Here is a 21,499-nt window from a genome sequence, read left to right on the forward strand (position 1 = left end):
CGCGTGGGGTGTGCCACAATGGGTGGGCATGAAGGTTATCTCCACGAACGTCGCTGTCCGCCGCCCGGAGCCGCACGGGCGGCACGAGTACACGGGCATCGATAAGCAGCCACGCCCTTTCCTTGACCTGGAGATACCCGGTCCCAACTACGGTGACGGCTCCGGCGTGGTGGGGGATTCGATTGGTGACCACGCCCACCACGGCGGTGCCGAGAAGGCCGTCTACGCTTATGCCCGTGAGGAGCTCGATCACTGGGAGGGTGCGCTCAACCGTGTACTGCGTGATGGCTACTTCGGGGAGAACCTCACCACTGAGGGCATCTCCTGGCCGAATATGTTCATCAACCAGCGGATTCAGGTGGGGGAGTGCGTGCTCGAGGTTTCCATCCCGCGCACGCCCTGCGCCACCTTCTCCGGCTGGATGGACGAGCCGGGCTGGCTGAAGTCCTTCACGGAGCGCGGCGATTGCGGCTCCTACCTGCGCATCATCGAGCCCGGCCGAATCAACCCTGGCGATGAGATTACGCTTATCGGCCGCCCCGACCATGACATCACCATGGGCATGGCCTTCGCGGCCAAGATGGGGGACAAGGAGCTGGCCCGGCGCGTCGTGGACGCTGGCTGCCTCGCTGCCGTCCATCATGACCAGCTGGTTAAGAGCCTGCAATCCCGCGGTTAGCTAGCCATTCATAGGTTGTCGCTTGTGAGCCGCGCGTACCATCCATACGCACGAATCGTGCCTTCACCAGTGACTTCAGCGCATATCGGACCTGCGCTCGAGTGAGGTTTGTGGCTGTTTCTATTTCACCAATGGACAGGGGTTGTGCCGCCGCACTCAGCGCCTCCGCTACGCGCGGGGCGTTGACTCCTAGGCCATCCACGTTCGCTGGTGCGTCCACTCGTCGTTGCGATTCGATGCGGGATTCCTCCTTGCGTAGTGGCTCCCAGGTACGGGCTTCTCCACGCGTGTCCGGCCGCCACATCTTCACCGTAAATTGCACACCGGAATCTATCAGGTCAGGCTCCGGCAGTCCTTGCTCTCGCGCGGCATCCAACATGAGCTGCACGCCGCCGCCTTCGCCCTCAATGACAAAAGAGCCATCGTCTGCTTTGAGATATCGGCACAGTCTATAGAGCCGCTGGTTAATCTCCTGGCGCGCCAGATCTCTCGACTTCAGCTGCTCTACCGTCAGATCACGCAGGCCACCTGGGCTGAAGATGACCATCTTGTCCGGTAGTAAGCGGACATCAATCGATTTACCCGCACCCAACGTGTTTGGCCCAAGATCACGGTGCACCAGTGCATTCGCCACGGCCTCTCGAATGGCCGAAAGGGGAAGTTCAGGAACTTCCACCATTGATCCATCCTCTCGATATCGCCGTACGGCGGCTAAACGTTGCCTTACCCAATCCATTACCGAGTTCAACAGCACCGGGACGGGCCCCTCAAAGGTCTCCAACCCCAACACTCGCCCGTGCTTCGAACCATTCGGTAGCCTTACCGCCACTGTTACTGCTAAGGAGGGAAAATGTCCTTGAGGATAGAAACCCAGCGCATACAGGCCAGCAAGCGTCAGCTCTCCAGTCGCGGTCGTCACCGCTAGTGCCCGTAAGACGTCCTCATCTTGAGTAAGTCCCGATAGTCGCCGATTCTTTCTCCGCGCCTGAACCAAGAAATCTTCCACCACGGCGCGGTCCAAGTCCGCGATACTCGTGCCTTCCACAATCGTCGTGTCATAGGACACTGCCTCTTCGGCATGCAGCTTCGCTACGTCCATCATGCGTAGCTCGGAGGCACTCATACGATAATCCCCATCAGCCATTCGAAGATACGCTTCTCCCCTGTAGATAGCAGGCTTATAAATGATCGGAAGACCCGTAACCTCCGCAATCACAACATGCGTGCCATCTATTGCCACACTGTCGGTATGCACTGTGACTGGAGGGGTGATGGCATGACGCGCCTGAGAGGCCAGAGCAGCCTCCATCTCCGAAGGATTCTCAATGCCAGTGACAATGAAGCCTTCTTTCTCATTGACACCGAGAATGATAAGACCGCCACTCGGCATGTTTGCGAACGCGCACAATGTCTGCGGTAGAGAGTCCGGAATGCCCCCTTGAGCGGTTTTGACCTCGACTGTTGTTGAATCACCGCCGCGCAATTCAAGCTCAGCCAATAGCTCTCTCAGCTGATTCTCGGACCAATTGTTCACGATGAATACCCGTCCTCAATATTAACAATGACGGTTCAATGCTAACGTCATCCCCCTTCAATGACAAGATTTCTCATTGATCTTCTCATTGAGGTGTCATTGACGTTCTCGTTGAGGCTGAATTATGACCCTGAAACCCCGCATGTTTAAGAGTTATCTAGCACCTAAACCCCAATGAGTGGTTGGATAAGAGTTATCCAACCACTCATTTACTGTTTGACGAATGGACAACCTCTAGCAGACGACATCCTCAACCTACTCGACCTCGCAGACCGTCAGCTCGCCAGCAGCCGCTTCGACACGAGGCTCTCACCGCCTACTGGGCGCGCAGTTCCACGGGCACAGCCTTAAAGTTTGCGGATACGCTCTGCATCAGCCACGAGATTCTGCGTGAGCTTCTCCGCTTCAAGGCCGCTCAAGTCGCAGCTGTCGAAGCGGGCCAGCCAATCAGCGCGAATGGCGGGGGAGTCGAACCAGGTTGCGCGCTCAGCTTCAATATCTTCGATGCCGCTTAAAGTACGCCCGTCGCGGGTGCGGATCTCGAGGTCGTCGACAAGCGGCGCAATAGCCTGAAGCCCTGGAACGATGGCCTTATAACCCGACGTGTGGGAAACCTCATTTGTCCAGCGCGGATAGCGGCTCACGCGCTGTGCCTCCAGATAGCGCTGGACCACGCCTAGCCTGGAGACCTCCTGCGCCACCGCTAGCCCCACAACCTTCACGCGGAAACCCGCGGAGCGAAACTTGGCTAACTCACCCGCGATGAATTCCGGGTTGGACAACGTGTTCTCAATGATGAGGGAGTGCCCATGCTGACGGCCATATTCGATGAGCGAGGACATCCAGTAGGGCACCGGGCCATTAGTGAGCACATCCATGCGTAAGGGATCGCGCTCCATGATCTCGTCGAGGGCCGGATGATATTTTCGTAGTTCATCCGAATCTAGAACGACGTGATCATCCGCGATCATCTCAATCACCGAAGACTTTCCCGATGCTGGTTGTCCTGCTACGTAGATGACCTCTGGTTCAGCGGACGGCTGGCGAAAAAGATAAGCGATACGCCGCTCAAGGACACGGCGTTTAAAAGCGTCGTTTACCGGAAAATCCGCAGCCTTCAGCACGGTCACGCCACCTTTGCGCGGGTCTCAAGCTCATCGAGTAGCCGTGCAAAGAATTCCGCCGCGGCACGAATCTCTTCAAGGTTGGTGTTGTCGACACTGCTTACAGTGCGCTGCACAAAATCCTCTTGTGCAGTCCAATACTCAATTTCCAGCGCACTGTCGGTCGCAAGCTGCTGGCGGAAATAGGCAGCTTTCAGCGAGGACGCAACCTCCTTCATGGCGTCGAAGGCTGCGTACTCGATCTCCGGGACTTTGGCGGTGCTCATGGCGCTAAGAATAGCAGCGCCAGGCCGGTTTTAGCCGTTGATGATCTGCGGGTAAGCCAGGCCCTTGAGGCCCTCGGTACCGAACTCCACGCCGTAGCCAGAAGACTTGATACCGCCGAAAGGCACGCGCGGATCCACAGCACCGTGGCTGTTGATCCAGGTGGTGCCAGCCTCCAGCTGCGCGGCGACGTCCAGAGCACGCTCGCGGTTGGAGGACCACACGGAGGAGCCCAGACCCACATCGAGCTTATTGGCCTGCTCAATGGCCCAGTCGAGGTCCGTGTACTTCACAATCGGCAGTGCGGGACCGAACTGCTCCTCCACCACCAGCGGGTTGTCCGGGTCAATGTCCGCCACCAGGGTGGTGGGGTAGAAGTAGCCCGGCGCGTCGTAGTCCGGGTCGCCGCCCAGCAGCACGCGGGCGCCGGAGTCCTTGGCGGCATTGACGAGCTTGTCGACAATGTCGAACTGCTGCTTGTTCTGCAGCGGGCCGAGCACGTTTTCTTCCTCCAGGCCCACGCCCATCGGGGAGGCCTTGGCTACCTCGATGAGGGCTTCACAGACGGCGTCGTACAGCGACTCCGGCACGTACACGCGCTTCATCGCCGCACAGGTCTGGCCGGTGTTGATGAACGCGCCCCAGAAAAGATCGCCGGCGATCTCCTTCGGGTCGGCGTCATCGAGCACGATGCCCGCGTCATTACCGCCGAGCTCCAGCGTGAGACGGGTGAGGTTATCGGCGCTGGCCTCCACGATCTTCTTGCCGGTGGCGGTAGAACCGGTGAACATAATCTTGTCGACGCCCTCGTGGGTGGTCAGCGCCGCGCCAACCTCACCGGCACCAGTGACGACCTGCAAGATACCCTCCGGCAGAACGGAGTTGATGACCTCGATCAGCCCCAGTACGGACAACGGGGTGTACTCCGAGGGCTTGACGACGACCGCGTTGCCCATACGCAGCGCCGGTGCAATCTGCCAGACGGTAATCATCATCGGCCAGTTCCACGGACCAATAGCACCGACAACGCCGAGCGGGCGGTAGTTGACGGTGGCGGTGATGTCATCATCGACGGCGGTGTAGTTCGGGTGCTCAAAGGAAGCAGTAGCATTCAGCCAACCGGAACAGGCACCGACCTCGAAGCGGGCGTTCGGGCCGTTGAGCGGCTTGCCCTGTTCACGGGAGAGCAGCTCAACCAGCGCTTCAGCGTTGGCTTCCACAGCCGCGGCTGCCTTGGTGAGAAGCTCGCAACGCTCAGCGTCACTAAGCTTGGCAAAGTCCTTCTGCGCTGCACGTGCAGTCTCCACCGCAGCGTTGAGGTCCTCCACCGAACCTTCCGGCACGCGGCCGACAACCTCACCGGTTGCCGGGTTGAGGATTTCGCGTCCGTTCTCGTCCGTAATGGCGTTGAGCAGGTCAGCATAGGTAGCGAACTGAGTCATGAGATCTCCTTCTAAGGGGGGTCAACAGCTTAGAACCCAAAGAAACTAAGCCAAGAGAAACTTCTTTTTGGCTATGTTACCTGCGACACACTAAACCAGTTGACTATGCGCGCACACAAATTGTCCAAAAATGTGCCAGCTCTCACGATATGATTCCACTTATGTCTGCTTCAGCTGTTGAGCATTTCGATATCGCGTCATGGCGCACCGCGTCATCCGGGTCTTTTGGCCAACTCGACGTGGACACCGAAGACCCTGCCACTTTTCACGCCACGCTGCGTTCAACGAAGGTAGGGGATATTTCCCTCTTCGACATGTGCACTTCCCCGCACACCGTGAATCGCTACAAAATAGCCGCCAACGAGGCCCCCTTTTGTAAGCTCAGCTTGCAAATCACCGGTTCCTCAACCATGAGTCAGGACGGGCGGACGTGTGAACTGCACCCAGGGAACCTAGCTCTATACGTGACCCAGCGGCCCTACACGCTGCGCTATCCGGAAGACCAGAACACACTCATTGTGCACTTCCCGCAGAGCTTTCTCGACATTTCACCAGCGCAGATCCAACGCCTTACCGCGAACCCAATCTCCCGCTCACACGGCCTGGGCGCGGTGGCCGTCCCTCTCTTTGAGCAGCTGGCCAAGAACCTCGATCTACTCAAGGGACCCCACGCCACGGCCTTGGTCCGCTCTGCGCTCACCATGTTGGTGTCGGTTTTAGCCTCCGATGTGGCCGATGAGCCCTCAGCCGGCACGCTACTGTTCAACCAGGCCACCGCCTACATCGAACAGCACTTGAGCGACCCGGACTTAGGCCCCAACACCATCGCCCAAGCACTGTTCGTATCGGTACGCCATCTCCACGCCAAGTTCTCCGAACAGGGCCTTTCCGTAGGCAGCTACATCAGAACGAGGCGCCTAGAACACATCCGCAGAGAGCTCGTGGACCCGCGGCACTCCGAGGAATCAATCAGCCACATCAGCGCCCGCTATGGCCTGCACGATCCCTCGCATCTCTCACGCATCTTCAAAGCGGAGTACCACAAGTCACCGAGTGCGTACCGAGCAGCGGCTAGCTGTACTGACCGGAGACGTTGATCGAGGCGATCTGGCATCAGTCGACCATGTGCAGGGCGATTGATTCCTTGACCTGTTCGATGAACGCTCGAGCGGCGGGGCTCGGATTGAAAGATCCCCACGCGATGTACTCGGTCCGGCAAGGGCCATCGACCACGGGAATGGCTCGCAGCGCTGGGTTGGCTGGCACACAGTCGACGGGCAGCAGGCAGACGCCCAACCCGCGTTCGACGAGGGCGAGCATGAACTCGGTCGACATCGCCTCGAAGCCCACGCGGCGTTGAAGGCCTGCGGCAGCGAATGCCCGATCGCCTTGGAGCCTGCCCGGTGACCCGGCCGGGAAGTCAACGAACGTCTCGTCGGCCAGGTCGGCCAGGGCTAAGGTGCCCCTGTGTGCTAGCCGATGCTGTGACGCCATAACAGCGACGAGACGCCCTCGGGCGATCTCGTGCGCGGTGAGTCCGGACGCTGGGGTGACGTCGGCGTCCACGCCGAGGAATGCTACGTCCAGTCTCCCGCTGCTGAGATCGCGCATGAACTCATTGCTTCCCCCGCTCCGCACGGTGAGATCCACGTGGGGATGGCTGGCGTGGAAGGCTGCGACGATGTCGGGCACGCTGACGGCTGTGACCGTCGGGATCACACCTACCGACAAGCTTCCGCGGACCTGGTCCACGGCCTCGGCGGCGACCGCCACGGCGCGGTCAGCGGCTGCGAGGCTGATCCGTGCTTCCGTGAGGAAGGCTTCGCCGGCGGGGGTCAGCTCGACCCGGCGGGATGAGCGCACGAACAGTGCCGTGCCGAGTTCCTTTTCGAGGGCCTTGATCTGGTGGCTCAGGGCTGACTGCACGACGAAGCAGCTTTCTGCTGCTCGCGTGAAGTTGCGTTTCTCGGCGATCGCCACGACGTACCTGAGCTGTTGGAGTTCCATCCAATCATGATAGCAGCTCATTGTTTGGGTGAGAACAATGTGTTGGACTCACTACTGGTGAGCGACTGATGATGGATGCATGAACACTTCTTCTCATGGGCGCCGCGGTTCGTTGCTTTGGACCTGTTTGACGGCGCTGGCCCCCGCTACGTGGGGGACGACATACATCGTGACCACCCACCTCCTCCCAGCCGGGCATCCATTGTTTGCTGCGTTCATGAGGACGCTGCCGGCAGGGATCATCGCCTTGTGCCTGTCGAGGCAGCTGCCGCGCGGTTCGTGGAGGTGGAAGAGCTTCGTGTTGGGCGGTCTGAACATGGCCGCGTTCTTCCCCCTGCTGTTCTTGTCGGCGCAGCGTCTTCCGGGCGGGGTAGCGGCCACGCTGAATGCGGTACAGCCCATCATCGTTGCCCTGCTGGCCGTGACTGTCCTCCACGAGCAACTCTCCGGATGGCGTCTGGGATGGGGTGTCGTGGGTGTCGTGGGCGTGGCCCTCGTGGTTCTCGGTCCAAGCGCTGCCCTGGACCCGGTGGGCGTGGTTGAAGGACTCGGCGGCGCAGTGGCCATGGCCACCGGCGTGGTCCTCACCAAGAAGTGGAAGCTCCCGGAAGGTGTCTCGCCCGTCGCACTGGCCGGTTGGCAGCTGACGTCCGCCGGCCTGCTGCTGGCGATCCCGGCGCTGCTGGTGGAGGGACCACCGCCGGTAATTCCTGTCCATGGCTGGCTTGGGTACGCCTGGCTCGGCCTGGTCGGAGCGCTGGTCTCCTACAGCCTCTGGTTTACCGGCATCCGGCGGCTTCCGGTCACGTCCACAGCCCTCCTGGGACTCCTCTCGCCGTTGGTCGCCGCCCTGCTCGGCGCCCTGATCGCGCATGAACACCTCGGAGCCGAGCAGTACCTCGGCTTCGCGATCGCCCTGGCTGCCATGGTCTGTGGCCAGCTCCCCGCCCCCACCAATTATCGAAAGGACAATTCATGAACATCACGATTCTCGGAGCCACCGGCATGGCCGGTACCGCGATCGCGCAGGAGGCCACACGCCGCGGCCACCACGTCACTTCCGTATCGCGCAACCCACCGGAGACCAACGACCCGCATACTACCGTCGCTCGTCTCGATCTGACAGATCTCGAGGCACCCCTGCAGCCCGTCCTGAACGACGCAGACGCCGTCGTGCTCGCCGTGCGCATGGCCCCCGGCGATGAGAGCAGTGTGGCTCCGCTGACCAGCCATGTCCTCGACCACGCCGCTGTCGCGGGGGTTCGGGTTCTGGTCGTAGGAGGAGCAGCGCCCTTACGCTCACCTCACGATCGGGAGTTACGCGTCCTGGACGACCCCACCTTCGTGCCGCCCCAGTGGCGTGACGTCGCATCGGCCAGCCTCGACCAGTTCAACGCGTGTACAGAACATCCGAACCAGAACTGGACCTACCTGAGTCCGTCGGCAGTCTTCGAGCCCGGACAGGGAACCGGCGCTTATCGCCGAGGCGGTGACACGCTTCTGATCAACCACGACGGTACGTCGCGGATCACCCCTGCGGACCTGGCCCTGGCCGTACTCGATGAGCTGGAACAGCCCAGCACCCAACGTCACTTCACCGCCATCGAGCAAGCAAAGGGTCTGGCCTAAAGTTAGCGGTTCACAGAGGAATCCTCGCTAACAACCGTGAGGGGGTCGAGTTATCGGCCCCCTCCGTCTATTCCAAGGGGACGCTCTTGCTCCACGCCAACGCAACACTGGCCTCACACGGCTTGCGGGAACCAGCCGCCCTTCTCACGATTGACCAACGTCTCCGGTCAGTACAGCTAGCGATTAGCCGCGCAGCTTGTTGATGACCTCGCGAGCAGTGGAGATTCCGGTTTCAATGGCTCCATCAACGACCACTCCACGCCAACCGGAAGCCCAATCAGCTCCCGCGAAATGCAGCGAAGAGGTAGAGGTGCGGAAGTGGTGCCACCCCTCAGTGAACTGTCCACGCCGCAACGTAGCCCAGGCCTGACCAGAGTACTCATCAGCAACCCAGTCATGGCCGGTGACGCCAACAACTTCGAGATCTGGACGCCACTGGTCAACGACCTTCTGAGCATCCTCAATGCTTTCCAGATCAATCTTCTGGTGATCGGAGCCAAAGGCCACACAGATGGTCGTGCCATCATCTTCGAAGTACTCAGAGCGCAGCACGGACACAACAGCCGGTTGGGGCGCGTAGCCGAAGATATTGTGGTGGCCCTTGATCTTGATCCAAGCTTTGAAACCAGTCGAGTTCCATTTCTGCTCAATAGTCTTCTGCGAACCCTCGGGCAGACCTGGCGTAAACGTAATGTTCCCCAATGCGCCGACCGGAACCGTGACAATCACCGCGTCCGCGGTTTCGGAAGTGCCGTCCGCATAGGTAACCGTTGCGGAATCATCATCGTGTTCGATTGCGGTCACAGCAATGTTCAAACGAATCTCACCGGTCAAGTCCTTCGCAATGTTGCCGTAGATGCCTCGCATGCCGTTGACCAGTTTGTATCGAAGCGTTTGCTCATCCACCAACGAAAGGCGATGGTCACACAGAGCGGCCCACTGCTTAGCCATCAAGGACGAACCTTGCTCGGGATACCCAATGTATCCAGCTGACCAGTACGCGTTGCACAGGTCCTTTTCTTCCTGTGTGAAATCCCCGTCTTCCAAGGCGTCGAGAACTCCTGCCTGATCTGCAGCCAGGAAAGCATCCTTCAATTCTTGGGACGCTCCGAATTTTTCATCAAGCACAAGCAGTGGCTTGTGCGGCTCTGGGAAAAACTCTCGGGACTTCTCAAAGATTTTCTCCATTGGCCGCGCCAGTTTGGCATCCATTTCTGCTTCGGTACCGGACTTCAGCTCGCCACCGGCATACCAATATGCGGTATCTACAACGGGCGAAGCGATAATATCCTGGCCATAACGAGTGATTTCGGACCAGACATGCGGTTGATGCCAGTGCACCCAGGTAGCACCAATCTCTAGAGGACGTCCGAGCCTGTCATCCGTCCAAGCACGACCACCAATACGATCGCGTGCCTCCACAATGTGATAGTCGATTCCCGCAGTCTGCAGTTCACGAGCCGCCGTAAGGCCAGCGAACCCAGCGCCAACGACAATAACGTGCTTCTTTTCCATGTTTAGCTTCCTTAGGATTTAGATTCGATCAAGATTGTCTTGAAGACTTGCGTAAATATGTGGCTTCCTGTGCTTCAAATACTCGCCCCAAGCAAGTCCCACGAGCCCAGAGGCGATGATGATGCCAGGCATCACCCACACGAGGGCATCTGGGCCGGTGTCACCGATCATGAGCGGGAAATTCATCAGCACCAGTACGAAGACAGCCACGAGTCCGCAGGCTGACACAAGCGGTGCGATGACCCGAGTAAAGAGGTTGTAGCCTTTCTCTTGCTTGTTAAGCCAGACCATAATGGAGACACTCACCACGGCCAGAAGAAAGACCAATCCAAACGCCGCCGCGTTGGTCAACCAGGTAAAAAGCGTGAGGACTGGAAACAGTTCACCCATTTCACTGCCATTTCCAGCCACTGCAAAGCCGGCAATTACAACGACGGCAATGAGAGTCTGTGTAAGGGACCCAGCAATAGGAGCACCTTTAGCGGATGATGCCGCGAACCTCTTAGGCAGAACGCGCGAGCGCCCTAAGGAGAAGAAGTACCGCGCGGCAGCATTGTGAAACGCAACGAGTGCAGCAATAAGTGAGGTCACAAACAACAAATTCGCTACGTTGGCGGCAAACGGCGAATAGTCACCCAACCACACGAAAACTAGGTCTGGGCCAAGCTCAATCGCTTTATCAATGATCTCGGACGGCCCCACCCCTTGGGCGAAGGCCCACGCTGAAAAGGCGTAGAAGAGTGCGATGGTTCCGACGGCAATATAAGTGGCTTTTGGTACGGTCCGCTCTGGGTCACGCGCTTCTTCCGAATAGATTGCCCCAGACTCAAAACCCATAAAGGCAGCAATCCCGAAGGCAAAGAGAACGCCAATGCCGTCGGTGAAGAACTGGCTCGGACGCATCGTCTCTACAGTGATTCCTTCGGGAGCCACGCCAAGCGACAAAAGCGATACTCCAGCTACGACGATGAATTCAAGGGCTACCAGAACTCCTAGGACCTTGGCTGAGAAGTCAACGTTACCGACACCCATGACAGCTACCAAGAGCCAGCCAGCCAAAGCTGCCACCCACCACGAAATGGTTGTTCCAAACCAGCCGTTGATCAGATTGGCAAGAGAGAACCCGAAGATCCCGTAGAGCCCAACCTGCATCATGTTGTAAGAAACCAGCGCTAGTATCGCCGCCGCGATTCCTTGTCGGTTACCCAGCCCCTCAGACACGTAGGCATAGAACGCTCCCGAGTTCTGGATCTGCGAACTCATGGTTCCGTAACCTACGGCGAAGAACACGAGAATGATTCCAAGGGCTAGGTAACCCCAGGGGACACCCAGCAAGCCGGATACCCCGAAATTGGTAGGTACTCCTCCTGCGAGCACAGTAAGAGGGGCTGACGCCGCAATAATCATGAAGACTAGCGACGTCGTCCCAAGACGCCCGGCGCCCAGGCCGCCCTTCGGTTCGGTGGGAGCCCGGTGCCCGGGCTGTACATTTCGAGTGGGTAGCACAGCTGACTGCGTCGATGTATCCACGCCAACTCCTCCTTACTAGCTATGTCGGCCCGACAACCCACCGGTTCAGGCCCCGGTGCGTATCGGTGTGTAGCTAACAATTGTGTCCCATTGCACACATGATTTGTTGTTTGTCCGTGATCACGATTTGTCTATGAGTGCTATCACACACAAGGGGAGGAATATTATGCATAAAACGGCAATGCTGGCACCTCCAAAAGGAGATGCCAGCATTCTGAGCGGCGAAAGTAGCGCGCTATTTAAGCATTGGCGTACGGGTCACGCACACCGATGTACTGCAACGACGTGTACTCGTCGATGCCCTCGGCGCCACCCTCACGGCCCATGCCGGACTGCTTCACGCCACCGAATGGAGCAGCGGCGTTGGAAATGACGCCGGCGTTGAAGCCCATGAGGCCGAACTCGAGGCCGTCACCGACGCGCCACATGCGGTCGGAATCCTCGGTGAAGACGTAGGACGCTAGGCCATACTCCGTGTCGTTAGCAATCTCAATTGCTTCCTTCTCATCGGAGAAGGTCAGGATCGGAGCGATCGGGCCGAAAATCTCCTCCTGTGCCACGCGGGCATCGCGGGAGACGTTTGTCAGCACGGTCGGGGAGTAGAAATAACCCTTGCCCTCACCCGGCTTGCCGCCGATGAGGACCTTGGCGCCTTTGTCCACGGCGTCGTCGACAAGCGCGGTGATGTTATCCAATGCCTTCTGCTCCACGAGCGGGCCACAGGTAACGCCCTCATCGAGGCCGTTGCCCACCTTGAGCTCACCGATGCGCTTGGCAAACTTCTCCGCGAACTCTTCCGCGATGGATTCGTGCACGATGAAGCGGTTAGCGGCGGTGCAAGCCTCACCGATGTTGCGCATCTTGGCACCCATCGCGCCTTCGACGGCCTGGTCAATGTCGGCGTCCTCAAAAACGATGAACGGAGCGTTGCCGCCCAGCTCCATCGAGGTACGCAGGACGTTGTCGGCAGCTGCCTTGAGCAGGGTCTTGCCCACCGGGGTAGAGCCGGTGAAGGAAACCTTGCGCAGGCGGGAATCCGCCATGATTGGCTCAGAAATAGCAGAGGCGGACTTGCCGGACACCACGTTGACCACGCCCGCCGGAACGCCGGCATCAATCATGGTCTGCGCGAAGTACTGGGTGGTGAGCGGTGTGAGCTTGGCGGGCTTGACTACCATGGTGCAACCAGCAGCGATGGCCGGGGCAATCTTGCGGGTCGCCATAGCCAACGGGAAGTTCCACGGGGTAATCAACAGGCAGGGGCCGACCGGCTTGCGGCGGGTCACCATACGCAGGGTGCCCTCCGGCGCCGGAAGGGTACGGCCGTAATCGCGGACGGCTTCCTCGCTAAACCAGCGCAGGTACTCAGAACCATAGGTGACCTCACCATAAGACTCCGCCAGCGGCTTACCCATCTCCAAGGTCATCAGCGCAGCGAACTCGTCCTTACGCTCCTGCACTAGGTCAAAGGCACGGCGCAGCAGGTTGGAACGCTCACGGGTGGACGTGCGTGCCCACTCATCCTGCACGGAACAGGCGGCGTCCATAGCCTTCTTCGCATCCTCAGAGGTAGCGGACGCCAGGGTAGCGATAACCTCACCAGTTGCCGGGTTTTCTACATCGAAGGTGTCGCCGCCAGAAGCGTCTACCCATTCGCCGTTAATGAGCAGGCCGGTCGGAACCTTGGCCAGCAGCTCGTCAATATTGACCTTGTTGTTTTCACTCATGATTCTTTTCTACCCTCCTAAAGTGAATTTGTCTGCGAGTTGGCGTGCCGCACCAGAAAGAAGTTGAACATCAGCACCAACCAGCGCAAATGATGCCCCAGAATCAAGATACTTCTGCGCCTGTTCGAGGTTAAAAGCGTTAACGCCTACCTTCTTTCCAGAAGCGCGCACGACCTCAAATGTGTGGTTCACGGCTTCGAGTACCTCCGGATGGGTCTGCTGACCCAACAACCCCATGGAGGCTGCCAAATCAGACGGGCCCACAAAAATCTGATCAACACCATCGATGGCCACAATGTCTTCGACATTGTCCACGGCCTTTGCGGATTCAATCTGGACCGTCAAGCTGACCGTCTCGGAAGCATTGGGGAGATAGTCCTCCACACCATTCCACCGTGAGGACCGCGCCAAGGCAGAACCTACCCCGCGCGCTCCACGTGGTGGATAGTGCATAGCCTGCACAGCCGCTTCAGCTTCCTCGGGCGTATCAATCATTGGCACCATCAGATTTTGCGCGCCGAGATCCAGGTACTGTTTAATAAGCGCGGTGTTATTGACGGGGATGCGCACAACGCGCGTGATGCCATAAGCATCGGTCGCGCGCAGCAGGGACAGAACTGTCTCTAGGCCATAGGGGGCATGCTCGCCGTCGATAAGCGCCCAGCTAAACCCTGCCGATGCAATGATCTCCGCCGCAGCCTCTGACCCAGAACAGATCCAGGCACCCACGAGCGGCTGCTCTGCCTTCGCAAGAGCGTCCGCAAACGTTGGCGGCAGCTTTAGTGGAATCGGCATGTGATGGACCCCAACTTTCCATAGTCAGCGTGGACGGTATCGCCCGGTTCAACCCACATGGGCTTGGTGAAGGAACCGGCCAGAATGATGTCGCCGGCGGCGAGGCTATCGCCATGCGCGTGGAGCTTGTTAGCAAGCCAGGCCACTCCCATTGCCGGATGGTTGAGCACGGCCGCGGCCACACCGGTATCTTCGATGGACTCGTTGCGGTAGAGCAGTGCGGACACCCAGCGCAGGTCGATGTCTGCGGGATCTACCGGGTTTCCGCCGTAGATCATGGCGCCGAGGGCTGCGTTATCCGAAATGGTGTCAACAATGGTGCGGCCTTCCATCTCGATGCGGGAGGAAAGGATCTCCAGAGCAGGTACGACGTACTCCGTCGCGCGCAGCACGTCGAAGATGCTGCAATTCGGACCCTTCAGTTCCTCCTTGAGCACGAAGGCCAGCTCAACCTCGATGCGGACGTTAGAGAACTGCGCGTGCTCGATAGTGGACCCGTTCTCATAGACTTGGTCTTCAAAGATTGCGCCGTAGTCCGGCTCGGTAATTCCCGTGGCCTCCTGCATAACCTTGGAGGTTAGGCCAATCTTACGGCCGACGAGACGGCGCCCGTCTTCGATGCCGCGGCGCACCCACTCGCGCTGCACCGCGTAAGAATCCTCAATGCTCATCTCCGGGAAACGGGCGGTCAGCAGCGGAACCATTGACCGGTCCTTTTCGGCCTGCGCCAGTTCATCCGCAATAGCGATGTGCTGCTTTTCATCCAGCATGTACTTCGCTCCTTACTATGTTGTGGGACATGACTGTGGTGTTGTAGACGGTTGTTGAACGATGTGGTTTCACGTGAAACGACAACGCGGCCCCGCGTTATGAGCGCATTATCGACGCCGCGGGACCACGTTCATCAACCTGAGTGCTGTGGACTTCTAGAGCTGGTTACCCAGCTTGTACTCGCCCTGCTTCCACTCCGGCATCTCTTCCGAGTCTTCCTTACGGGTGTAGGAGAAGCCGTCCGCACCAATGGTGGCCTCCAGCTCGGACTCGTCTTCGCGAGCGACCAGCGGCACCGGCTTGCCATCTAGGTCGAGGACGGTGGAGCCATCGCGGTACCAGGAAGGAACAACTGGGGTTCCCCACCAGTCGCGGCGCTGGTTATCGTGAACGTCCCAGGTCACGACCGGGTTATCCGGGTCGCCGGTGTAGTAGTCCTGGGTGTAGATCTCCACGCGGTGACCATCCGGATCGCGTAGGTACAGGTAGTACGCGTTGGAGACTCCGTGGCGGCCCGGGCCGCGCTCGATGCGGTCGGATTCGCGCAGGGCACCCAACTTGTCACAAATCGCGATGATGTTGTGCTTCTCGTGGGTAGCGAAGGCGATGTGGTGCATACGCGGGCCATCACCACCGGTCATAGCGGTGTCATGGACGGTCGGCTTACGACGCATCCATGCAGCATAGACGGTTCCTTCTTCATCACGGATGTCCTCGGTGGTGCGGAAGCCGAGGTCTTCCATGTACGCCACTGCCTTCGGCACATCTGGGGTGATCTGGTTGAAGTGGTCGAGGCGAACGAGTGCACCAGGGATGTGGGCGTCGTATGACCAGGCCAGACGCTCACGGTGCTCAACCTCGCAGAAGAACTCGTACGGGAATCCCAGTGGGTCCTGAACGCGCACGGAGTCACCAATGCCCTTGACGAAGCCATCCTTGTTACGGCGGACCTCGCAGCCACGCGCCTTGTAGAACTCCTCGGCGAGGTCCAGGTCCTCCGGCGAACGAACGCGGAAGGAGAATGCAGCGACGGCAGCGACGGGGCCCTGTCGCAGCACGAGGTTGTGGTGGATGAACTCCTCGTAGGTGCGCAGGTAGATTTCGTTCTCGTTTTCCTCAGTCACGACGAGGCCGAGGGTGTCAACGTAGAACTTACGGGATGCAGCGAGATCGGTAACGATGATCTCCATGTAGGCGCAACGCAGGATGTCGGGGGCCTGAATGTCAGCCATGGTGGCTCCTTAGTGTGAATTAGTAATGGGGGAGTGGAGAGGGCGCGCAGACGTTACTGGTCCTGCTTGCCAAAGACCGGGTTGTGCACCTTGTCCAGGTTGATGTGGACGGCCTGCTGATCGGTGTAGAAATCGATGGAGCGGTAGCCGCCCTCGTGGCCGAGGCCGGATGCCTTGACGCCGCCGAACGGAGTGCGCAGGTCGCGGACGTTGTTGGAGTTGAGCCACACCATGCCGGCCTCAACGTTCTGGGCAAAGTTGTGGGCACGCTTGAGGTCCGAGGTCCATACATAAGCAGCAAGACCGTACTTGGTGTTGTTCGCCAGCTCGAGTGCTTCTTCGTCGGTATCGAACGGGGTGATAGCAACGACGGGGCCGAAGATCTCTTCCTGAAAGATTCGCGCGTCCGGCTTGACGTCAACGAAGACGGTCGGCTGAACAAAGTTGCCGTCCTCGAAGCCCTCTGGGCGCTCGCCGCCGGCAGCCAGGGTGGCCTCCTGCTTGCCAATCTCGATGTAGGAGGTGACCTTCTCGTAGTGTTCCGGGTGGACGAGTGCGCCAACCTCGGTGGTCGGATCGGAAGGCAGGCCGACCTTCACGCGCTTAGCCTGCGCGGCGTAGCGCTCAACGAACTCATCGTAGATATCGCGCTGAACCAGAATGCGGGAACCTGCGGTGCAACGCTCACCATTGAGGGAGAAGACACCGAAGATGCAGGCGTCGATAGCCGTCTCTAGGTCAGCGTCATTAAACACGATGGCCGGGGACTTACCGCCCAGCTCCATGGACAGGCCCTTGAGGTGCGGGGCTGCGTTGCCGAAAATGATCTGGCCGGTGCGGGATTCGCCAGTGAAGGAGATCAGCGGGACGTCCGGGTGCTTGACCAGCGGATCGCCGGCGTAGCCTTCCTCGCCGAAGCCGTTGACCAGGTTGAAGACACCCTTAGGTAGGCCGGCTTCTTCAAAGATTCCCGCCCATAGCTGAGCAGACAGCGGAGTGAACTCAGCCGGCTTGAGGACGACGGAGTTACCGGTAGCAATAGCCGGGGCCAGCTTCCAGGACTCCAGCATGAACGGGGTGTTCCATGGAGTAATCAGGCCAGCAACACCAATCGGCTTGCGGTTGACGTAGTTGATCTGGCGGCCCGGAACCTTGTAGGCGTCATCGGCCTGGGCAACAATCAAATCGGCGAAGAAGCGGAAGTTTTCTGCGGCACGCTTAGCCTGGCCGTTTGCCTGGGTAATTGGCAGACCGGAGTCGAAGGACTCCCATGCGGCGAGCTTTTCTGCGCGGGTTTCCACAATATCCGCGATTTTGTTCAGGACACGTGCACGTTCACGCGGCAGAGCCTTGGCCCACGGGCCGTTCTCGAAGGCATCCTTGGCAGCCGCAACAGCCTTATCGATATCAGATGGCTTGCCTGAAGCTGCCTTGATGTAAGGCTGGTTCGTCACTGGATCGAGGACATCAAATTCCTCGCCGTCGATAGACGGAACAAATTCACCATTGATGTAGTGCAGGATCTTCTCTGGAAGATCGGTGGGCTTAGCAGCATCGTTGTTGATAGCCATGTTTAATCCTTCTCCTTAGGTATTCTTTTCGCGGTAACTGCGTAGTGTGGTTAGTCGGTGTTCGCGGGCCACCTTTTCTATGTAGGCAGGCTCTGCGCCTGCCTCAATCAAGTTGACCAGTCGTTCGTGTTCACGGACGGATTCTTGGGCTCTTTCTGGCACGTACCGAAATGTCGACACGCGGTGGTATTCCAACTGTTTCCATTGGTCCACCACCAAGTTCTTCAATCTCTCATTAGGGCACTTGGCAAAAAGAACGCTGTGAAATTCTTTGTTGAGCTGGGTGAATTCATCGGGGTCATGGTGGATGTCGAGTTCACTCATACGACGATTAATCTCCCGCGCTCGGGCTAGGTCTTCGGGCTCAAGCAGGGGCGCGGATTGAGCTGTGGCATTCGCCTCGACGGTGGCCACGATGTCCATGGACTCGTAGTAAGCCTCGCGGTTGTAGGTGGTAACACTTGCTCCTACATTGCGCTCATACGTGACCATCCCCTCCGCCTCCAGCTGGCGTATCGCTTCCCTGACGGGGACCACGCTGATATCCAGCGCTTCGGCGATGGTGGCCAGTACTAGGCGGTAGCCGGGCTCGTACTCACGGGTACGAATCTTTTCACTAATCCAGTTATAGGCTTTTTGGGATTTGCTTTCCCCAGAAGGTGTGGAAGGTGATGTCATTGATCACCTTCCTTGCTCTCATTGGCAGCCCCGTCACGGAAGGCAAGGTAGGCCTCTTTGTTCTTCCCCGTTGGTGGGAAAAGGCCATCGAGACTAGCTCCGGTTTCTACCTGGGTAGCAACCCACTCGTCTTCGTGCTCCTTGGCCAGAGCACCTTCGGCCACCTCCTGTGCCAGTGCCCGGGGGATGACGATGACGCCGTCATCATCGCCAACAATGATGTCTCCTGGGAGTACGGTGGCGTTTCCGCAGGAAACAGCAATATCGCTATCCCACGGCACGTGCTTTCGGCCAAGCACGCAGGGGTGTGCCCCCTGGGTAAAGACAGGAAGACCGATCTCTCGCACGGCATCGAAGTCACGGACACCACCATCGGTCACGACTCCGGCAGCACCGCGCACCTTCGCACGCAGAGCGAGGATGTCACCGAGGGTTCCGGAACCCGACTCTCCGCGAGCCTCGATGACGATTACCTCTCCCTCCTTGACGGTGTCAAAGACCTTTTTCTGCTCGTTCAGTCCGCCACCGTGGGACTTGAAGAGGTCTTCGCGGCCGGCAACAAAGCGCAAGGTGCGTGCCACGCCCACCATCTTGGTTCCCTTGGTTTGCGGATAAACACCTTCGATGACGGACTGGTTAATGCCTCTATTGCGCAACTGTGCCGAAAGTCCCGCCGTTGGCGCCTGTTCAAGTGCCGCCTTCAACTCTGGGTCAAGCCCACCGTTATCCAGTGGTTCAAGTCCAGCACTTTCGCGGTCACCGTAAGCGTCTTCACGTTGCTTGTCATCCACATAGGGCAGGCTTCCAAGCTTCGCGTCGAAGTCCGCTGCTACTTCTTCAACGGTGGTCTTCAACCGGCCAGAGGTCACGCCACCTGGGATGTCTACCTCCACCTCAACGACGTCACCAGGCTCGATGACAGAAGATCCTGCCGGGGTGCCGGTGAGGATGATATCTCCCTCTTCAAGCGTCATGTGCTGCGAGAGGTCCGCAACAAACTGGGCGAGTGGGAAGATCAGATCCTCATCGGATGACGTCCCTTCCTGAACGATCTCACCGTTAACCCACGTACGCAGGCGCAAAGACTTGGGGTCGATGTCCTGAGCCGGGATGAGCTCTGGACCGATAGGGGTGTAGCCATCGCGCGATTTGGAGCGGGTGTTGGATCCCTTGTCCTGGACCTTGTAGTCATACAGGCCAATGTCATTCGAGGCGGTGACATACGCGACGTGCTTCCATGCCTCCTCCAGGGAGACATGCCGTGCAGGCGTGCCGATGATAAGAGCAATTTCGCCCTCAAATGCCAACAGCTCGGTACCGGCGGGGCGTTGAACTACTTGTCCGGTTCCAGCCAGTGTGCTCGTGGCTTTGAGGAAGTAGCTCGGTGCCTTGGGCCAACGGCCTCGCTGCGCTGCGCGCGACTCGAAAGCCACGTGGACGGCGATCATCTTGCCCGGCTTGACCGGCAGAAATTCAGGTACAGCCATGAAGAATCCTTAATTGTGAACAAATCCTTGCCCGAATCGTATATTATCCCTAGCATCGCCGCAAGTGGTTAAACTCACACGACGACTTAGATATATGTCGCACCACATGTCGAAAGGAATCAACATGTCTCGAACCACCGTCACGCCGACGATCTCCACGGCCGAGCGCCGTCGAGTAGTCGCCGCGACAACTATCGGTACCGCCATCGAGTGGTATGACTATTTCCTCTACGCTGCCGTCGCCGGTTTGGTGTTCAACCACCTCATGTTTGGCCCGCTCGAGGGCGGTTTAGCCACCATCATTTCCTTTCTGACGGTCGGCCTATCCTTCCTCTTCCGCCCTGTGGGCGCCTTCCTCGCGGGTCACTTCGCTGACCGTCTCGGCCGCCGCGTGGTTCTCATGGTGACTCTTTTTGCCATGGGTGGTGCTACCACTCTCATCGGTCTCCTTCCCACCTACGAGACCGCCGGCGTGTGGGCACCAGTCCTGCTCATTCTCCTGCGCATTGTCCAGGGCATTTCGGCTGGTGGCGAATGGGGCTCGGCGGTGCTCATGGCCGTTGAGCACGCCCCTGATAACAAGCGCGGCCTGTACGGTGCGGGCCCACAGGTTGGTGTTCCGGCGGGCCTGCTGCTTTCCTCCGGCGTCCTTTCCATCATGAACACGATTGCGCCTGGCGACGCCTTCATGACCTGGGGTTGGCGCGTTCCTTTCCTCATTTCCATCATCCTTGTCCTCGTGGGCTACCTCATCCGTATGGGTGTAGACGAGTCCCCCGTTTTCGAAGAGATTGCCCAGCGTGAGGAGGAAGAAGCCACCAATCCCATCGGCACGCTGTTCAAGAAGTTCACTCCGCTGGTCTTCGTGGCCGCTCTCGTCTTCGCTGGTAACGGCACGGTGGGATACATGACACCCGGCGGCTACATCCAGCGCTATGCCACCGACCCTGAAGGCCCCGTAGCACTGGCACGTGGCGACGTACTCAATGCCGTCACCATCTCCGCGGCAGCTTGGGCGCTGACGACGCTTTTCGCTGGCTTCATCTCTGATCTCATTGGCCGCCGGAACACCTACCTCATTGGTTTCGTGCTCCAGGCCATTGGTGCAGCAGCCCTCTTCCCGCTGGTCAACACCGGCAGCTTGGGCATGCTGTACGCCGCCCTTATCTTCCTCACCATTGGCCTTGGCCTGACTTATGGTGCCCAATCCGCGATGTATGCCGAGCTATTCCCCGCCTCCATCCGCGCCACGGGCGTATCCGTTACCTACGCCATTGGTTCGGTGCTAGGCGGTGCTTTCGCGCCCATGATTGCGGCTTCCTTGGTGGAAGCAACCGGTACCACCTTCGCTGTATCGGGCTACCTGGTTACCGCCTCCCTCATTGGCCTTGTGTGCACGTTCCTACTACGCGAGCGAAAGGGAATCGCTCTAGGCCCAGAGCACGAGGCAGAACAGTCCCGTGGCCACTTCATCTTCTCGCCGAAGGTGTAGAACAACCTCACCCGAGCCATTG

At 58.9% G+C, this 21,499-nt stretch carries 19 protein-coding genes; 5 read left to right on the plus strand and 14 right to left on the minus strand.

Annotation, left to right across the window (positions count from 1 at the left end; all coding sequences use genetic code 11):
• The first annotated feature begins 28 nt into the window (after positions 1-28).
• On the plus strand, positions 29-679 hold the full coding sequence (locus I6J26_RS05675; protein ID WP_115024139.1) for an MOSC domain-containing protein: 651 nt from the start codon (positions 29-31) through the stop codon (positions 677-679).
• Here I6J26_RS05675 and I6J26_RS05680 read toward each other — a convergent pair.
• The 4 genes from I6J26_RS05680 to I6J26_RS05695 form a co-directional block, all read right to left on the minus strand.
• Positions 654-2,213 (minus strand): ATP-binding protein, encoded by a 1,560-nt coding sequence (locus tag I6J26_RS05680; protein ID WP_115024141.1) that lies wholly within the window; start codon positions 2,211-2,213, stop codon positions 654-656. The two genes, I6J26_RS05675 and I6J26_RS05680, sit on opposite strands and share 26 nt — an antisense overlap.
• Positions 2,214-2,560: 347 nt before the next feature.
• Entirely contained in the window at positions 2,561-3,343 is a 783-nt protein-coding gene (locus tag I6J26_RS05685; protein ID WP_239121850.1) for a zeta toxin family protein, read from the minus strand.
• Complete coding sequence (locus I6J26_RS05690; protein ID WP_115024143.1) at positions 3,340-3,603, minus strand: hypothetical protein; 264 nt, start codon at positions 3,601-3,603, stop codon at positions 3,340-3,342. Before I6J26_RS05690 ends, I6J26_RS05685 begins: the two co-directional genes overlap by 4 nt.
• A 30-nt stretch (positions 3,604-3,633) precedes the next feature.
• Positions 3,634-5,043, minus strand: coding sequence for an aldehyde dehydrogenase family protein (locus I6J26_RS05695; RefSeq protein ID WP_115024145.1), 1,410 nt, complete (start codon positions 5,041-5,043; stop codon positions 3,634-3,636).
• Between the two features lie 161 nt (positions 5,044-5,204).
• On the opposite strand from I6J26_RS05695, the gene I6J26_RS05700 reads away from it, so the two are divergent.
• Positions 5,205-6,140: a helix-turn-helix domain-containing protein gene (locus I6J26_RS05700; protein WP_115024148.1), complete on the plus strand. Its 936-nt coding sequence runs from the start codon at positions 5,205-5,207 to the stop codon at positions 6,138-6,140.
• 16 nt (positions 6,141-6,156) lie between these two features.
• Here I6J26_RS05700 and I6J26_RS05705 read toward each other — a convergent pair whose 3' ends face one another.
• On the minus strand, positions 6,157-7,050 hold the full coding sequence (locus I6J26_RS05705) for a LysR family transcriptional regulator (protein WP_239121851.1): 894 nt from the start codon (positions 7,048-7,050) through the stop codon (positions 6,157-6,159).
• A gap of 79 nt (positions 7,051-7,129) precedes the next feature.
• On the opposite strand from I6J26_RS05705, the gene I6J26_RS05710 reads away from it, so the two are divergent.
• Complete coding sequence (locus tag I6J26_RS05710; protein ID WP_239121852.1) at positions 7,130-8,029, plus strand: EamA family transporter; 900 nt, start codon at positions 7,130-7,132, stop codon at positions 8,027-8,029.
• Entirely contained in the window at positions 8,026-8,679 is a 654-nt protein-coding gene (locus I6J26_RS05715; protein ID WP_005291837.1) for an NAD(P)-dependent oxidoreductase, read from the plus strand. The genes I6J26_RS05710 and I6J26_RS05715 overlap by 4 nt, the downstream gene beginning before the upstream one ends.
• Positions 8,680-8,862: 183 nt before the next feature.
• Here I6J26_RS05715 and I6J26_RS05720 read toward each other — a convergent pair whose 3' ends face one another.
• The 9 genes from I6J26_RS05720 to I6J26_RS05760 form a co-directional block, all read right to left on the minus strand.
• Positions 8,863-10,194: a flavin monoamine oxidase family protein gene (locus I6J26_RS05720; RefSeq protein WP_115024153.1), complete on the minus strand. Its 1,332-nt coding sequence runs from the start codon at positions 10,192-10,194 to the stop codon at positions 8,863-8,865.
• Positions 10,195-10,212: 18 nt separating this feature from the next.
• On the minus strand, positions 10,213-11,724 hold the full coding sequence (locus I6J26_RS05725; protein ID WP_115024156.1) for an APC family permease: 1,512 nt from the start codon (positions 11,722-11,724) through the stop codon (positions 10,213-10,215).
• Between the two features lie 239 nt (positions 11,725-11,963).
• Positions 11,964-13,451, minus strand: a complete 1,488-nt coding sequence (locus tag I6J26_RS05730) for an NAD-dependent succinate-semialdehyde dehydrogenase (RefSeq protein ID WP_115024158.1) — start codon at positions 13,449-13,451, stop codon at positions 11,964-11,966.
• Positions 13,452-13,460: 9 nt separating this feature from the next.
• Positions 13,461-14,246, minus strand: coding sequence for an HpcH/HpaI aldolase family protein (locus I6J26_RS05735; RefSeq protein WP_115024161.1), 786 nt, complete (start codon positions 14,244-14,246; stop codon positions 13,461-13,463).
• Positions 14,231-15,016 carry a 2-oxo-hept-4-ene-1,7-dioate hydratase gene (hpaH, locus tag I6J26_RS05740; protein WP_115024163.1) on the minus strand — a complete coding sequence of 262 codons (786 nt, stop codon included), beginning with the start codon at positions 15,014-15,016 and terminating at the stop codon, positions 14,231-14,233. The genes I6J26_RS05735 and hpaH overlap by 16 nt, the downstream gene beginning before the upstream one ends.
• Before the next feature lie 156 nt (positions 15,017-15,172).
• On the minus strand, positions 15,173-16,249 hold the full coding sequence (gene hpaD, locus I6J26_RS05745) for a 3,4-dihydroxyphenylacetate 2,3-dioxygenase (RefSeq protein WP_115024165.1): 1,077 nt from the start codon (positions 16,247-16,249) through the stop codon (positions 15,173-15,175).
• Between the two features lie 53 nt (positions 16,250-16,302).
• On the minus strand, positions 16,303-17,820 hold the full coding sequence (hpaE, locus tag I6J26_RS05750; RefSeq protein ID WP_115024167.1) for a 5-carboxymethyl-2-hydroxymuconate semialdehyde dehydrogenase: 1,518 nt from the start codon (positions 17,818-17,820) through the stop codon (positions 16,303-16,305).
• A 15-nt stretch (positions 17,821-17,835) separates the two neighbouring features.
• Positions 17,836-18,498 carry a GntR family transcriptional regulator gene (locus I6J26_RS05755; protein ID WP_039672859.1) on the minus strand — a complete coding sequence of 221 codons (663 nt, stop codon included), beginning with the start codon at positions 18,496-18,498 and terminating at the stop codon, positions 17,836-17,838.
• Positions 18,495-19,985 (minus strand): fumarylacetoacetate hydrolase family protein, encoded by a 1,491-nt coding sequence (locus I6J26_RS05760; protein ID WP_115024169.1) that lies wholly within the window; start codon positions 19,983-19,985, stop codon positions 18,495-18,497. The genes I6J26_RS05755 and I6J26_RS05760 overlap by 4 nt, the downstream gene beginning before the upstream one ends.
• 124 nt (positions 19,986-20,109) lie before the next feature.
• On the opposite strand from I6J26_RS05760, the gene I6J26_RS05765 reads away from it, so the two are divergent.
• Positions 20,110-21,477 carry an MFS transporter gene (locus I6J26_RS05765; RefSeq protein WP_115024171.1) on the plus strand — a complete coding sequence of 456 codons (1,368 nt, stop codon included), beginning with the start codon at positions 20,110-20,112 and terminating at the stop codon, positions 21,475-21,477.
• Positions 21,478-21,499 lie beyond the last annotated feature (22 nt).

This window comes from Corynebacterium minutissimum, assembly GCF_016889765.1.
GTDB classification, from domain to species: domain Bacteria; phylum Actinomycetota; class Actinomycetes; order Mycobacteriales; family Mycobacteriaceae; genus Corynebacterium; species Corynebacterium minutissimum_B.

Excerpts from the sequence above, each read along its gene's own strand:
- I6J26_RS05675 (WP_115024139.1), top strand. The coding sequence starts at position 29 with ATGAAGGTTATCTCCACGAACGTCGCTGTCCGCCGCCCGGAGCCGCAC.
- I6J26_RS05690 (WP_115024143.1), bottom strand. The coding sequence starts at position 3,603 with ATGAGCACCGCCAAAGTCCCGGAGATCGAGTACGCAGCCTTCGACGCC.
- I6J26_RS05695 (WP_115024145.1), bottom strand. The coding sequence starts at position 5,043 with ATGACTCAGTTCGCTACCTATGCTGACCTGCTCAACGCCATTACGGAC.
- I6J26_RS05700 (WP_115024148.1), top strand. The coding sequence starts at position 5,205 with ATGTCTGCTTCAGCTGTTGAGCATTTCGATATCGCGTCATGGCGCACC.
- I6J26_RS05705 (WP_239121851.1), bottom strand. The coding sequence starts at position 7,050 with ATGGAACTCCAACAGCTCAGGTACGTCGTGGCGATCGCCGAGAAACGC.
- I6J26_RS05710 (WP_239121852.1), top strand. The coding sequence starts at position 7,130 with ATGAACACTTCTTCTCATGGGCGCCGCGGTTCGTTGCTTTGGACCTGT.
- I6J26_RS05715 (WP_005291837.1), top strand. The coding sequence starts at position 8,026 with ATGAACATCACGATTCTCGGAGCCACCGGCATGGCCGGTACCGCGATC.
- I6J26_RS05720 (WP_115024153.1), bottom strand. The coding sequence starts at position 10,194 with ATGGAAAAGAAGCACGTTATTGTCGTTGGCGCTGGGTTCGCTGGCCTT.
- I6J26_RS05730 (WP_115024158.1), bottom strand. The coding sequence starts at position 13,451 with ATGAGTGAAAACAACAAGGTCAATATTGACGAGCTGCTGGCCAAGGTT.
- I6J26_RS05735 (WP_115024161.1), bottom strand. The coding sequence starts at position 14,246 with ATGCCGATTCCACTAAAGCTGCCGCCAACGTTTGCGGACGCTCTTGCG.
- hpaH (WP_115024163.1), bottom strand. The coding sequence starts at position 15,016 with ATGCTGGATGAAAAGCAGCACATCGCTATTGCGGATGAACTGGCGCAG.
- hpaD (WP_115024165.1), bottom strand. The coding sequence starts at position 16,249 with ATGGCTGACATTCAGGCCCCCGACATCCTGCGTTGCGCCTACATGGAG.
- hpaE (WP_115024167.1), bottom strand. The coding sequence starts at position 17,820 with ATGGCTATCAACAACGATGCTGCTAAGCCCACCGATCTTCCAGAGAAG.
- I6J26_RS05755 (WP_039672859.1), bottom strand. The coding sequence starts at position 18,498 with ATGACATCACCTTCCACACCTTCTGGGGAAAGCAAATCCCAAAAAGCC.
- I6J26_RS05760 (WP_115024169.1), bottom strand. The coding sequence starts at position 19,985 with ATGGCTGTACCTGAATTTCTGCCGGTCAAGCCGGGCAAGATGATCGCC.
- I6J26_RS05765 (WP_115024171.1), top strand. The coding sequence starts at position 20,110 with ATGTCTCGAACCACCGTCACGCCGACGATCTCCACGGCCGAGCGCCGT.